Source organism: Bradyrhizobium sp. USDA 4369 (genome assembly GCF_054056435.1).
On the sequence record NZ_JBSRYH010000001.1, the window covers coordinates 5,641,255 to 5,654,326 of the forward strand.

Annotated in this window: 11 protein-coding genes and 1 tRNA gene; 7 read left to right on the plus strand and 5 right to left on the minus strand. The window is 65.8% G+C overall.

The features are described 5' to 3' along the window. Positions 1-192: 192 nt before the first annotated feature. Positions 193-1,251: a phosphotransferase family protein gene (locus tag ACVIJ6_RS25615; protein ID WP_456774988.1), complete on the plus strand. Its 1,059-nt coding sequence runs from the start codon at positions 193-195 to the stop codon at positions 1,249-1,251. A 104-nt stretch (positions 1,252-1,355) separates the two neighbouring features. On the opposite strand, the gene ACVIJ6_RS25620 is transcribed toward ACVIJ6_RS25615, so the two are convergent. Next, positions 1,356-2,513, minus strand: a complete 1,158-nt coding sequence (locus tag ACVIJ6_RS25620) for an IS481 family transposase (RefSeq protein WP_456772950.1) — start codon at positions 2,511-2,513, stop codon at positions 1,356-1,358. Positions 2,514-2,713: 200 nt separating this feature from the next. Here ACVIJ6_RS25620 and istA point away from each other — a divergent pair, with 200 nt between their 5' ends. From istA to ACVIJ6_RS25635, 3 genes are all read left to right on the plus strand, one after another. After that, positions 2,714-4,246, plus strand: a complete 1,533-nt coding sequence (gene istA, locus ACVIJ6_RS25625; protein ID WP_456771791.1) for an IS21 family transposase — start codon at positions 2,714-2,716, stop codon at positions 4,244-4,246. Further along, positions 4,243-5,067, plus strand: a complete 825-nt coding sequence (gene istB / locus ACVIJ6_RS25630) for an IS21-like element helper ATPase IstB (protein WP_456771792.1) — start codon at positions 4,243-4,245, stop codon at positions 5,065-5,067. The genes istA and istB overlap by 4 nt, the downstream gene beginning before the upstream one ends. Before the next feature lie 743 nt (positions 5,068-5,810). Further along, positions 5,811-6,164, plus strand: coding sequence for an NIPSNAP family protein (locus ACVIJ6_RS25635; protein ID WP_456774989.1), 354 nt, complete (start codon positions 5,811-5,813; stop codon positions 6,162-6,164). Between the two features lie 824 nt (positions 6,165-6,988). On the opposite strand, the gene ACVIJ6_RS25640 is transcribed toward ACVIJ6_RS25635, so the two are convergent. Continuing rightward, positions 6,989-7,774, minus strand: a complete 786-nt coding sequence (locus ACVIJ6_RS25640) for an SDR family NAD(P)-dependent oxidoreductase (RefSeq protein WP_456774990.1) — start codon at positions 7,772-7,774, stop codon at positions 6,989-6,991. A 145-nt stretch (positions 7,775-7,919) separates the two neighbouring features. On the opposite strand from ACVIJ6_RS25640, the gene ACVIJ6_RS25645 reads away from it, so the two are divergent. After that, positions 7,920-8,627 (plus strand): histidine phosphatase family protein, encoded by a 708-nt coding sequence (locus ACVIJ6_RS25645; protein ID WP_456774991.1) that lies wholly within the window; start codon positions 7,920-7,922, stop codon positions 8,625-8,627. Positions 8,628-8,824: 197 nt separating this feature from the next. Further along, positions 8,825-9,592: an SDR family NAD(P)-dependent oxidoreductase gene (locus ACVIJ6_RS25650; protein WP_456774992.1), complete on the plus strand. Its 768-nt coding sequence runs from the start codon at positions 8,825-8,827 to the stop codon at positions 9,590-9,592. Positions 9,593-9,897: 305 nt separating this feature from the next. Here ACVIJ6_RS25650 and ACVIJ6_RS25655 read toward each other — a convergent pair whose 3' ends face one another. Beyond that, the gene (locus ACVIJ6_RS25655) at positions 9,898-11,133 is read right to left on the minus strand and encodes a serine hydrolase domain-containing protein (RefSeq protein WP_456774993.1); all 1,236 of its coding nucleotides are present in this window, start codon (positions 11,131-11,133) and stop codon (positions 9,898-9,900) included. Positions 11,134-11,283: 150 nt separating this feature from the next. On the opposite strand from ACVIJ6_RS25655, the gene ACVIJ6_RS25660 reads away from it, so the two are divergent. Further along, positions 11,284-11,359, plus strand: a tRNA-Trp gene (locus ACVIJ6_RS25660). A 98-nt stretch (positions 11,360-11,457) separates the two neighbouring features. On the opposite strand, the gene ACVIJ6_RS25665 is transcribed toward ACVIJ6_RS25660, so the two are convergent. Together ACVIJ6_RS25665 and ACVIJ6_RS25670 are read right to left on the minus strand one after the other, a co-directional pair. Beyond that, positions 11,458-11,844 carry a Zn-ribbon domain-containing OB-fold protein gene (locus ACVIJ6_RS25665; protein ID WP_456774994.1) on the minus strand — a complete coding sequence of 129 codons (387 nt, stop codon included), beginning with the start codon at positions 11,842-11,844 and terminating at the stop codon, positions 11,458-11,460. Positions 11,845-11,847: 3 nt separating this feature from the next. Further along, positions 11,848-13,035 (minus strand): thiolase domain-containing protein, encoded by a 1,188-nt coding sequence (locus ACVIJ6_RS25670; protein WP_456774995.1) that lies wholly within the window; start codon positions 13,033-13,035, stop codon positions 11,848-11,850. Positions 13,036-13,072: the final 37 nt, after the last annotated feature.

Below are 13,072 nucleotides of genomic sequence, written 5' to 3' on the forward strand. Positions count from 1 at the left end.
AGTTCCGGGTTCGCCGCCATGGTTTGTACGCGACGCTCACAATCACGTACTCCGTCATTGCGAGCTTAGCGAAGCTCTCCAGAGTCCCGGCGTAACCCTGGATTGCTTCGCTGCGCTCGCAATGACGGAAGCAACGACCGGCGACAATGGCCGCCGCTCGTAAGATGAGACGTAACACCAAGGGAGTTCGTCGTGGCCGACGGCGTCAAGAAGGACGAAGAATTCTCCGGCACCAAGCCGGTCGAGGAGCGGCATCGCTTCGACGAGGCCAAGCTCGCGGCCTGGATGGACCAGCATGTCGAGGGCTATGCCGGCCCGCTGACCGTCGAGCAGTTCAAGGGCGGCCAGTCCAACCCGACCTACCGGCTGAACACGCCCGGCCGCTCCTACGTGCTCAGGCGAAAACCGTTCGGCAAGCTGCTGCCGTCGGCCCATGCGGTCGACCGCGAATTCCGCGTCATTGCCGCGCTCGGTAAGCAGGGCTTTCCCGTCGCCAAGGCCTACGCGCTGTGCAACGACGACAGCGTCATCGGCGCCGCCTTCTACATCATGTCGATGGAGGAGGGCCGGGTGTTCTGGGATCCAACCCTGCCGCATGTCGACGCCGCCGAGCGCCGCGCCATCTTCACCAGCAAGATCGAGACCCTGGCGAAGCTGCACACCTACGATCCGGCAGCGATCGGCCTCGCCGATTTCGGCAAGCCCGGCAACTATTTTGCTCGCCAGGTCGACCGCTGGACCAAGCAGTACCGCGCGTCCGAGACCGAGCATCTGCCGGAGATGGAGAAGCTGATCGAATGGCTGCCGCGCACCTTGCCGGCGCAGCAGCGCGTCTCGATCGTGCATGGCGACTACCGGCTCGACAACATGATCTTCCACGCGACCGAGCCGCGCGTCATCGCGGTGCTCGACTGGGAGCTGTCGACGCTCGGCGATCCCATGGCCGATTTCACCTACCTCTTGATGCAGTGGATCATGCCCGGCCTCGACGGCGTCGACCTGAAAGCGCTGAACATCCCGACCATGGAGGAGGCGGCCGCGATCTATTGCGCCGTCACCGGCGTGGAGCTGCCCGACCTCAACTGGTACTTTGCCTACAATCTGTTCCGCCTCGCCGGCATCCTGCAGGGCATCATCGGCCGCATTCGCGACGGCACCGCCGCCAACGACAAGGCGATCGAGTCCGTCAAGCGCATGGTGCCGATGACCAAGCAGGCCTGGTCCTACGCGCAAAAGGCCGGCGCGACCTGACGGGCCGCGACCGGGGCGGACCGGGCCTTGCGCGTCGCGCGGCCCTTCGCGCCCCCGCTCTCACCGCGTCATTGCGAGCGCAGTGTTCAGACCGGGGACATAGCTTACACCTGTTCGGAGACATAGTTGACACTTTTCGGGCAGCGCAAATCGATCGCTGCGATCTGATGCGCGGCAAAGAAAATTCCGAATTTTCCGTCGGAACTGAGCGGACGAATAGCGAGCCGCTCACCGCGAAAGGCTTGCGGGACTTTCCAGAGCCGTCCCTTGAAACTGACATAGGCCTTGGTGGTGGATACCGAACGGACGATCTCGCCATCGTCGTATTCCACCGTCGGAAGGCGATCCGGCATCGTGCGCTGGCTGGGTCGATAGCGGCTTGCGGGCACATCGAAGTCCAACGCCTCGTGCGGCCGGTCGAGATTGTAGACGGCCCGCCAGTCGTCGAACGCCCGCTGGACGTCGATCAGGTCGCGATAGCGCTTGAGGGCAAAGACCTCGGCCTTCAAGGTGCGGTGGAAGCGTTCGTTCTTGCCCCGGCTCTGAGGATGGTAGGGCCGGCTGTGGATCGTTCGGACGCCGAGCTTCAGAAGCCACACCGTCAGCGTGGTCCAGGGGTCTTCAAGGGTGAAGCCCCAGGGGCCGCCATTGTCGACGAACATCGCATCCGGCAGTCCGTAGCGGCGGAACGTCGTCTCCAAATGGCCTTGTACCGTAGAGCCTCGTTCGTTGTCACAGGCGGCCAGGCACAAGGAGAAGCGCGAGTGGTCGTCCAACGCCGTCAGCGGATGACAGGACACGCCGTTCTCCAGCGCGCTGTGCCCCTTGAAGTCCATCTGCCAAAGCTGATTGGGCGCATCCTTCTCGAAGCGCGTGTAGGGCTGCCCGGGCGTGCCTGCAGGCTCGCTCACGCGATCGTAACGGCGCAGGATGGAGTGCACGGTGGATATCGCCGGGACAGCTTGCCCATCGCGCTCGAGACGACGTGCGAGCTTGCGCGCGCCCCAGGCCGGGTGAGCATCGCGCAGCGCGACAATCTGCTGCTCAGTCGCAGCCGCCGTGCGCTCCGGACTCCGATGCGGCCGCCGCGATCGGTCCGCCAGCGTCGTATCGCCAGCATCATCCCGCTGGATCCACTTGTAGCCGGTCTGGGGGCTGATGCCGAACTGCCGACACAGCTGCCGCCAGTTTACTCCCTCCTGCTTGGCAAGCATCACAAACTCTCGTCGCTGATCCATGACAGACACCTCTCGCCACGGCATCGCTCGCTGCGCGACGACAATCAAGGTGAGAACCCAGCGACAATCAGGATGAGAGAGTGCCGGCGGGAGCGGGACGAAGGGAGGGCGTAGCCCGACCGGAGGACCGCTCCCGCCGGCGGCGCGTCCCTTTCAGGCCGTCTGGCGGCCGGGTGTGGTTAGCGCAAGCTGTTGATTCGTCTCGACAAGAGAGGATCGACGGCTTGCCTGGCCTCCACATCACCGACCACCAGATGAGGCTATACATGAGTTACCGATTGACGTTATCGGCCGAGGCCGCGGCGGCCAAAGCCGGGTTTTCGACGGCGAGTGCCTACCGGATCGAGGCCGATCCGCGGCTGCCGTCGCAGAAGCAGGAGCCGCGTGGCCGGCGGCGGCCTGATCCGCTGGCGCCCTATTGGGACGCCGAGATCGAGCCGATCCTGAAGGCCGCACCGGGTATCCGGGCGGTCGGTGTGCTGGAGGAGCTGCGCCGGCGCCATCCCGATCTCAATCCCAACATCCGCCGCACGCTGGAGCGGCGCATCACGGCCTGGCGCGCCTTCAATGGGCCCGAGCAGGACGTCATCTTCCGCCAGGAGCATGAGCCCGGGCGGCTCGGCCTGTCGGACTTCACCGATGCCGGCGTGCTGGGTATCACCATCGCGGGCGTGGCGCTCGACCACCGGCTCTATCACTTCCGGTTGGCGTTCTCCGGCTTCGCGCACGCCCATGTCGTGCTCGGTGGCGAGAGCTTCGTCGCATTGGCCGAAGGCCTGCAGAATGCGCTGTGGGCGCTCGGCGGCGTCCCCAGAGAGCATCGCAGCGACAGCCTGTCGGCAGCGTTCCGCAACCTCACGATCGATGCGCGCGAGGACATCACGCAACGCTACGACGAACTGATGCGGCATTACGGCATGGTGGCGACCCGCAACAATGCCGGCATCGCGCATGAGAACGGTTCGATCGAGAGCCCACATGGCCATCTCAAGAAGACGCTGGAGGACGCGCTGCTTTTGCGGGGGACGCGCGACTTCGCCGACCTCGATGCCTATCGCGCCTTCGTCGACATGGTCGTCGGCCGGCGCAACGCCCATCTCGTCAAGCGGATCGCAATCGAGAAGGAGACGCTGGCGCCACTGCCGAGAGGTCGCAGCAGTGACTTCGAGGAGAAGGTGATCCACGTGACCTCGTCGGGCGGCTTCATCCTGCGCCGCGTGTTCTACACGGTGCCGTCGAAGCTGATCGGTCATCGTCTGCGCGTGCGCATCTACGATGATCGCCTCGAATGCTTCATAGGCACCACGCAGGTCGCGACGCTGCGTCGTGGTCGTCCGGTGTCGGACAAAAAGGGCGGACATGTCGTCGACTATCGGCACGTCATCCACGCCCTGCGGCGCAAGCCGATGGCGCTCGCCAATCTCGTCTATCGCGATCAGCTGTTCCCACGGGCCGCCTATCGACGCGCGTTCGAGACTCTGCAGGAACGATATGACGATCGTCATGCCTGCAAGGTGACGGTCGAGCTTCTCGCCCTCGCTCACGAGCGGGCCTGCGAGGCAGAGCTTGCCGAGATCGTCGCCAGAGATCTCGATGCGGGACGGCTGCCTGACCTTGCCGCGTTGCGCATCCGCTTTCGCCCGGAGCAGGCCGCGATCCCGCACGTCGCCGTCGAGCTCGCACCGCTCGCCGCCTACGACGAACTGGCGTCCATCGGCTTCGTGCCGGCAACCTCGAATACGGGAGATGCAGCATGACCAGCACGACCACATCCATCGATGCCGCGCGTGTCGAACTCCTTCTCACAGAGTTGCGCTTGCCGAGCGTCAAGGCGATCTGGCCAAAGCTCGCCGCGCAATCTGACAAGGAAGGCTGGCCCGCGGCGCGCTTCCTCGCCACGCTCGCCGAACACGAGGTGGCCGATCGTGGCCGTCGCCGCATCGAGCGGCACATGACGGAGGCACGCCTGCCTGCGGGCAAGACGCTCGCGACATTCGACTTCGAGAGCGTGCCGACGCTGTCCAAGGCGCAGGTGATGGCACTCGCCGCAGGTGACGTCTGGCTCGAGACCGGGGCCAATCTGTTGCTGTTCGGTCCGCCCGGCGGCGGCAAGAGCCATCTCAGCGCGGCGATCGGGCTTGCCCTCGTCGAGAACGGCTGGCGCGTCCTGTTCACGCGCACGACGGACCTCGTGCAGCAGCTGCAGGTGGCGCGGCGTGAACTGGCTCTGGAATCCGCGATCGCCAAGCTTGATCGCTATGACCTGCTGATCCTCGACGACATCACCTACGTCTCCAAGGATCAGGCCGAGACCAGCGTGCTGTTCGAGCTGATAGCCACCCGCTACGAGCGGCGCTCGCTCCTGATCACCGCCAACCAGCCGTTCGGCGAGTGGGGCCGCATCTTCCCCGATCAGGCCATGACGCTCGCCGCCGTCGACCGCCTCGTCCACCACGCCACGATCATCGAGATGAACGTCGAGAGCTACCGCCGCAAGGCCGCCCTCGGCCGCAAGCGCGGCGCCAGCCGGCCACCAGTCCATGCTACGCCGAAGGAGGTTCAAAGCTCCGCTGATTGACGCTGCCGCACCGCTGATTGTCGCCCAGCGTCAATCAGCACTTGCCAAGCCGGACGTCCGCGACAATGATCCCAGGATCCCGGCCCCAATCTTCTCATCCAGATTGACGCCCAGTTCTCATCCTGATCGTCGCGCTACAGCTCGCCCCCTTGTTTGACGAATCGAGCCGATTTTGACGTGTCAACCATGTCCCCGAACACCCGTCAGCCATGTCCCCGGGCTAAACAGAAGCGAAGCAATCCAGAATCTTTCCGCAGAGACAGCCTGGATTGCTTCGCTGCGCTCGCAATGACGGAGGAGGGCGTCCGCCGCGCCGCCCGACCATCGCTGTTATTCCGGAGCGCAAGCCCGGAATCCGTCGGCCGGCAGAGCGCGGGAAGGATTAGCATCCCGTAGTCCGCATGAGCGACAGCCGGCGCGCGGAACGCGCGTCGGCGGGAACGACATGCGGGGCATCACGCGCAGCTCGTGAGACCCCGGATGTCGCTTCGCTCATCCGGGCTACGCACTGTCTCTGGCCGGGTGTCACTGTCATAGCGGCCCCGTTCGGTGCGGCGCCGGAATGCTCACAATTTGTGAGCACCGTAGGCGAGGCACGGCGCACGTCACTCGGATGAGCGAAGGCGACGTAGTCTCTTAAAACCCCGACATCGTCTGCGCCTCGCGCCGCTCCGGCGCGCCGCTCTTTCCGGCTGGCACATCGGCATGGCTTTTCCCATATCCCCGGATGACGAGGAGCCGCCATGATCCATCAGCTGCGCATCTACGAGATCTTCGAGCACAACAAGGCGGCGTTTCACGCCCGCTTCCGCGACCATGCCGCCCGCATCATGCGTACGCGCTACGATTTCCAGATCGTCGCGATGTGGGAGAGCAGGTCCGGCGAGCGCACCGAGTTCGTCTACGTGCTGGAATGGCCCGACGAGGCGGCCAAGATCGCGGGGTGGGCGGCCTTCATGGCGGATTCCGAATGGGCCGAGATCAAGCGCGTCACCCATGCCGAGCACGGGCTGATGGTCGGCCAGATCGAGGACCGGCTGCTCGCGCCGGTCGATTATTCGCCGGTGGCGGGAGGGAGCCTGTGGCCGGCAGGCTAAGGAGGATCATCCGATGGGTCGCTTGCCCGACGGGCGACTCGGTTCCGACATGTGCCGTCCGGTGTGCGGCGAAGGCAGAGCGCTGAATGCTGTCGATCCGTCGCGGGCGGTAACGAATTTGGCTCGATGGCTCAAGCATATGAGCCTCGCCACATTGACATGCCGAAAGAAATATCTTTCGTTTTATCGGAAATCGTGCTCTGTTGCCGACATCCCGCCTCACCGAAGGGGCGTTGCGCGCGATCGTCACGACACGCGAGGCGGGGAGCGGTGGCCGCGGAGATGCCGCAGCGTAGCCTGGCTACGTGGACGAACGGCAGCTCGCGGACGTGAAGTCGCAGCGTGCTGACACCCCGATGCTGGTGTCCCGCGGTGGTGCGCGTGAGCGCATTGTCGCGAATGGTGGCCAACAAGCCCGGTGCACCAGGCAGACTGCGTATAAGCGTGAAGACCATCGCGCAGGGAAGGCCGGGCGTGTCCGGCTGCACCTGTGGTACCTGCCGCCTGCATTCTTTTTCGCAGGCGGGCCGCAGGCGTCAGCCGACGCCTGGCCTTCCCTGCGCCCTCTGATCGAGAGGGCGGTGAATGTCGGGATCACTCGGGCGCGAAGGCGTCGCGGGAAGAATCAATCATGCCTAGTCGGTTCAAGAGCGAACGGGTCGTGTGATGCGATGGCCGGAATCTCAAGCTCGTCATGCCCGGGCTTGTCCCGGGCATCCACGTCTCTCCGTGCATGCCGCTCGACATGGATGGCCGGGACAGGCCCGGCCATGACGGATGAGAGAGGAGGGGCCATGTCGGGGCGCCAGCAAAAGGCGAAAGCGCTAGATCGGCTTGCCCGCATACGGCATCGACGCGGTCAGGCCGCCGTCGACCGGGAAGGCCTGGCCGTTGACGTAGGAGGCCTCGTCGCTGGCGAGGAACAGGCCCATCGCGGCGATTTCGTGCGGCTGGCCGGCGCGCTTCAGCGGATTGAGCTGGCCGATCTTGCCCTCGGTGCCGCGCTCCTTGGCGCCGTCGAAGATCGGCTTGGTCATGCCGGTCTCGATCAGACCCGGACAGACGGCGTTGATGCGCACGCCGGTGCCGGACAGCGAGTAGGCCGTGGTCTGCACCAGGCTGATGACGCCGGCCTTGCTCGCCGCGTAGGGATGGCCCGAGGCACCGGACTTCAGGCCGGCCACCGATGCCGTGCAGACGATGGCGCCGCGCTGCTGGCGCACCATGTGCGGCATCGCGTATTTCACCGCCAGGAACGGGCCGATCAGGTTGATGCGCAGGATCTCCTGCCAGTGCTCGACCGTCTGCTCGGCGATCGGCTTCAGCCCGCCGGAGATGCCGGCATTGGCCCAGATCACGTCGAGCTTGCCGAAGGTCGCGACCGCGCGATCGATGAAGCCGGAGACGTCGGCCTCGGAGCCGGCGTCGGCGAGCACGGCTTCGGCTATGCCGCCCTGCTGCTTGACGAGATCGACCGTCTCCTTGACGGCCTCGCTGCGGTCGACCGCGATCAGCCGTGCGCCTTCGCGTGTGAACAGCAGCGATGCGGCGCGGCCGATGCCGCTGCCGGCGCCGGTGATGATGACGGATTTGCCTTCGAGACGGCCCATGTTTCCTCCTGCTTCGTTGTTGATCAGTTGCGTGCCGCGCAACGGAATTCAAACGCCGTTTCAAACGCGCGCGCGATCGCGAAGCGGCTTGAGACGATCTGGGCCTTCACGTACAGCGAGAGGCCAGCAGAGGGAAGGGTGAGCGATGACGGGGGATGGAAGCAAGCCTGCTGTGGTCACCACGCGCTGGTGGTGGGTACGCCACGCGCCGGTGCGCAGCGACGGCGGCAACATCTACGGCCAGTCCGACATCGCCTGCGACACGTCAGATCGCGAGGTGTTCGCGGCGGTGGCCAAGATCCTGCCGCGCAGCGCGGTCTGGTATGCGAGCAACCTGATGCGCACGCATCAGACCGCCGAGGCGATCTGGCAGGTGGGTTTCCCGCGCCCTGCCACGATGATCAGGGAGGCCGCCTTTGCCGAGCAGCATCTCGGGCAGTGGCAGGGCATGAATCGCGCAGCGTTCCTGGCCAGCCGTCCCGTCGGCAGCCATTGGTTCGCCGCCATCGATGAGCCGGCGCCGGGCGGCGAGAGCTACATGGATTTGTACACCCGCGTCACCGCCGCGATTGCGCGCATCACGCTGTCCGAGGCCGGCCGCGACATCATCGCCGTCGGCCATGGCGGCACCATCAAGGCGGCGGTGGGATTGGCGCTCGGCGGCCTCGTCGAGAAGGGCCTGGCCTTCGACATCGACAATTGCTCGGTGACCCGGCTCGATCATATCGTGAGCGGCGAGACCAGCCTATGGCGCCTGCCGATGGTCAATCAGCAGCCCTGGATCGCCGATGCCGCGCACCGCGCGATGCATCGGCCGGCCGGGCCGGAAGTGACGACGAGCAAGCTGGCGTGAGAAGCCCGCACGGTCAGCAGTTGAGTTCGGGCTCTCGCTTTGCGGACGGTGAGATCCCTCGCCCCGCAAGCGGGGCGAGGTGAACACCGAGCAAGCTGCGTGATTTGAGCTCATGGAGTTAGAGGGCGCCAAGGAACAAACTGAATTCGCGGCCATCATCTTTTGCTAATAACAAGTCAACCCAGGAGGACTCCCCCATGACCCTGTTCGACATGACCGGCAAGGTCGCCGTTATCACCGGATCCACCCGCGGCATCGGGCTCGCCATTGCCGAGCGCATGGCCGAGCACGGCGCCAAGGTGGTGATCTCGTCGCGCAAGGCCGATGTCTGCGAGGCCGTCGCCAAGGAGCTCAACGAGCGCTTCGGCGCTGGCACTGCGACGGCGGTGGCTGCCAACATCTCCAGCAAGGAGAACCTGCAGAACCTCGTCGACGAAGCCAACCGCGTCTACGGCCAGATCGACGTGCTCGTCTGCAACGCCGCGTCGAATCCCTATTATGGTCCGCTGGCCGGCATCTCCGACGATCAGTTCCGCAAGATTCTCGACAACAACATCGTCGCCAACAACTGGCTGATCAGCATGGTCGTGCCGCAGATGATCGCGCGCAAGGACGGCTCGATCATCATCGTGTCCTCGATCGGCGGCCTGAAGGGCTCGACCATCCTCGGCGCCTATGCGATCTCGAAGGCCGCCGACATGCAGCTGGCGCGCAATCTCGCCTGCGAATACGGCCCGCATAATGTGCGCGTGAACTGCATCGCGCCCGGCCTGATCAAGACCGATTTTGCGAAAGCGCTGTGGGACAATCCTGAGAACCTGAAGGCCTCGACCGCCCGCTCGCCGCTGCTCCGCATCGGCATCCCCGACGAGATCGCCGGCGCCGCGGTGTTCCTCGGCTCGGCCGCCGGCAATTTCATGACCGGCCAGACCATGGTGATCGACGGCGGCGCGACGATCAGTTGAGGAGAGCTGTCAGTAAGGCCGGTGCAATGGCCTCACCCAACAGTTTCGTCCCCGCGAACGCGGGGACCCATAACCACCGGCCGGCATGAGGCAGGTCACTGGCAGTGACGTCCCTCGACAAATCACGCGGTCTGGATCCCGGCGTTCGCCGGGACGACGACTGTGGTTGTCGTTACGCCCGGGCAAAAGCGCACGGGCTCGTAGCCTGCATGAGCGCAGCGACATGCGGGTTCACACGAGGAGCACGCGAGACCCCGGATGTCGCTGCGCTCATCCGGGCTACGAAGCGACGAGCAGCGCCAGTCTCACTCCACCGCCGCATACACCACGTCGCGCACCAGCGTGCGCAGATAGTCCCGCTGTCCCGGGGCCTGGGCCATGAACACGCAGAACAGCTCCTCCTTCGGATCAATCCAGAAGAACGTGCCGGCGATGCCGCTCCAGAAGAAGGTGCCGGGCGAGCCGGGGAAGGGGGCTATGCCGGACTCGCGGCGCACGGCGAAGCCGAGGCCGAAGCCGTGACCGGGCGACAGCAAGGTGCCGACCGTCTTCACGTCGGGACCGAGATGGTCGGAGGCCATCAGCTCCAGCGTCTTGCGGCCGACCAGCCTCGTCCCATCGAGGCTGCCATGGTTGAGCAGCATCGCGCAGAAGCGGGCGTAGTCCATGGTGGTCGCGACCAGACCGCCGCCGCCGGATTCCATCACCGGCTGCTCGGTCATCTTGAACAGGTTGACCGCCTCGCCGGTCCACGGGTCCTTGGCGAACGGCTCGGCCAGCCGGTGGGCATTGGTCTCGCTGGCGAAGAAGGCGGTCTCGTTCATGCCGAGGGGGATGAGGATGCGCGCGGCGAGGAACGCGCCGAGCGACTGGCCTGAGACGACCTCGATGATGCGCCCGAGGATGTCGGTGGAGCGGCTGTAGTTGAACTCGGCGCCGGGCTGGCAGATCAGCGGCAGGCCGGCGACGATGGCGGCGTGCTCGGCATTGCTGATCTTGCGGCTGCGCACCCGCGACTGCTGGTAGAGCTGGTGCACCGCCGAGGTGCCGGTGTGCTCATAGGCGAGGCCCGAGGTGTGGCGCAGCAGGTCCTGCACCGTCATCGGCTGGACGACCGGCGCCAGCTCGAGCTTGCCGGCATTGTCGATGCCGACCTTCTGGTCGCCGAATTCCGGGATGAACTTGGCGACCGGATCGGACAGCAGCAGCTCGCCGTCCTCGGCCAGCATCATGATCCCGAGCGAAACGATCGGCTTGGTCATCGAGAAGATGCGGAAGATCGAATCCGGGCGCATCGGCGTGTCCGAGTCCGGCGCCTGGCGGCCGATGGCGTCGAACCAGCCGATCCGGCCGCGCCGGCCGACCAGCAAGGTGGCACCGGGGAGGGTTCCCTTGTCGACCTCGCGCTTGAAGGCATCCGAGGCCCGCCGCAGCCGCGCGGCCGAGAGGCCGAGCGCCTCCGGCCGGTCATCGGGCAGCGGCGGGCTCAGGGAGCGCAGCGCGGAGAAGGGCACGCTGGGGGCAGCGGTGGACGGGGTCATGGGCTCTCCCTGGGGCAATGTTGTCGGTTTGCATCAAGTCTGGCGCGGAAGTTGTGGTCTGACCAGTCGATTTGTCCCATTGCACCCTTGCATTGGAGGGGAGGTCTATGCTTGAAAGCGCCCGAACCGGCGACGCAGTCCCGGCTCGCTAGGAGTGTAGCTCAATTGGTAGAGCACCGGTCTCCAAAACCGGGGGTTGGGAGTTCGAGCCTCTCCACTCCTGCCAGCGAAGCCTCTGATATCCTGAAACATTTGGTCCCACGCCGTCAGGCGCTTGCCAGCCATTCGCGCAAGCCAGCGTGACCGCGTCGGGCTGAGCCCGGCTCAGCAGGGCACGAACATCGGCACGCGCTGGCCGTCGGCGCTGCGCACGAACTGCACCCGCACCGGCTGTCCTATGCGCAGGCTGTCGAAATCGTCGGTCAGGATGTTGGTCAGCATGATCGGCCCCTCTGCCAGCTCGACATAGGCGATGCAGTAGGGCGGCTGAGCCCGCGGCAACACGCTGAATGCGTACAATGTGCCGGTGCCGCTGGCCTCGAACCACTCGGTGTTGAAGCTGCCGGTGAAGGGACTGTGCAGGCGAGGATAATGATAGGCGCGGCCGGTGTCGCAGCAGCGGCGCAGCAGCAGGCGGCCGTCATTGGCGGCGGCCCAGTATTCCGCCGTTTCGGGCCAGACCTGTGGCGATGGCGGGATGCGAGTGTCCATGCTCTACGCCTCTCGTTCCAGGATCAGGGTGGCGCTGCCGTGGCGCGCGCCGAGTTGGCCGCCCGTGCCATGCGCCAGCGCCAAGCGGCAGTCGCGCACCTGCACGGCAGGGTGGGCTTCGCCACGCAACTGGCGAACGGCCTCGATGACTTTGGTCATTCCACCGCGATTGCCCGGGTGGTTGCTGCACAGGCCGCCACCGTCGGTGTTGACGGGCAGCCGACCGACGCTGCTGATCAGGCCGCCATCGGCCACGAAGCGGCCGCCGTCACCAGCCGCGCAGAAGCCGAGATTCTCCAGTTGCACAAGCACCGTGATGGTGAAGCTGTCGTACAGCGAAGCGTATTGAATGTCGCTCGGGCTGACGCCGGCCTGGGCGAAGGCTTCGCGGCCCGTCTGGACCGCGCCGGAAGCCAGGATGTCGAAGTAGCCGCCATTCAGGTGCTTGACCGCGAAGCCTGTCCCGATCGGCGTGACCAACGGGCGCTTCAGGCTGCGCGCGATCTCGGGATGCGCCACCACCAGCGCGCCTCCGCCGTCGCTGATGACGCAGCAATCCAGCCGGTGCAGCGGTGTGGCGACGATCGGCGAGTCCAGCACGTCCTGCACGGACACGACCTTGCGCAGCATGGCGTGGGGATTGTGCTGCGCGTGATGCGAGGCGGCCACCTTGATCCAGGCCAGTTGCTCCGCGGTGGTGCCGTGCTGGTGCATGTGGCGCATCGCGCACATGCCGTAGACATTGGTGACGACCGGACCGTAAGGCGCCTCGAACTGGGCCTCGGCCGCCGTCTGCGCCTGTTGGCGGTGGCTCGCCTCGGGCGAGAACTTCTCGGCGCGCGGGCGTCCGGCCTGGGTGATCAGCGCGACGCGGCATTTGCCGGCGGCGATCGCCTGCACGGCATGCGCCACATGATTGAGGTAGGCCGATCCCCAGCTCTCCGTCGTGTCCAGGTGTCGCAGCCGGAGCCCGAGATACTCGACCATCGACAGCGGACCGGCGCCTTGGCCTTCCCAGCCGGGCACGTCGCCGGCGCAGAAATAGCCGTCGACGTCCTGCCACGACAGCCCGGCATCTGCCAGCGCGCCTGCTGCGACCTCGGCGTGCAGTTGCCCGAGTGATTTGTCCACCGCGTGGCGCGTGGGGTGTTCATAGGCGCCGACGATGTAGGCCTGTCCCTTGAGTGACATGTCATCAGCCCTGCGTCTGCCGGCGGCGCTGCGTCTG

Coding starts and splice junctions, on each gene's coding strand:
- istB (WP_456771792.1), top strand. CDS start 4,243: ATGACCAGCACGACCACATCCATCGATGCCGCGCGTGTCGAACTCCTT.
- ACVIJ6_RS25670 (WP_456774995.1), bottom strand. CDS start 13,035: ATGTCACTCAAGGGACAGGCCTACATCGTCGGCGCCTATGAACACCCC.
- ACVIJ6_RS25645 (WP_456774991.1), top strand. CDS start 7,920: ATGACGGGGGATGGAAGCAAGCCTGCTGTGGTCACCACGCGCTGGTGG.
- ACVIJ6_RS25635 (WP_456774989.1), top strand. CDS start 5,811: ATGATCCATCAGCTGCGCATCTACGAGATCTTCGAGCACAACAAGGCG.
- ACVIJ6_RS25650 (WP_456774992.1), top strand. CDS start 8,825: ATGACCCTGTTCGACATGACCGGCAAGGTCGCCGTTATCACCGGATCC.
- ACVIJ6_RS25655 (WP_456774993.1), bottom strand. CDS start 11,133: ATGACCCCGTCCACCGCTGCCCCCAGCGTGCCCTTCTCCGCGCTGCGC.
- ACVIJ6_RS25665 (WP_456774994.1), bottom strand. CDS start 11,844: ATGGACACTCGCATCCCGCCATCGCCACAGGTCTGGCCCGAAACGGCG.
- ACVIJ6_RS25620 (WP_456772950.1), bottom strand. CDS start 2,513: ATGCCGTGGCGAGAGGTGTCTGTCATGGATCAGCGACGAGAGTTTGTG.
- ACVIJ6_RS25640 (WP_456774990.1), bottom strand. CDS start 7,774: ATGGGCCGTCTCGAAGGCAAATCCGTCATCATCACCGGCGCCGGCAGC.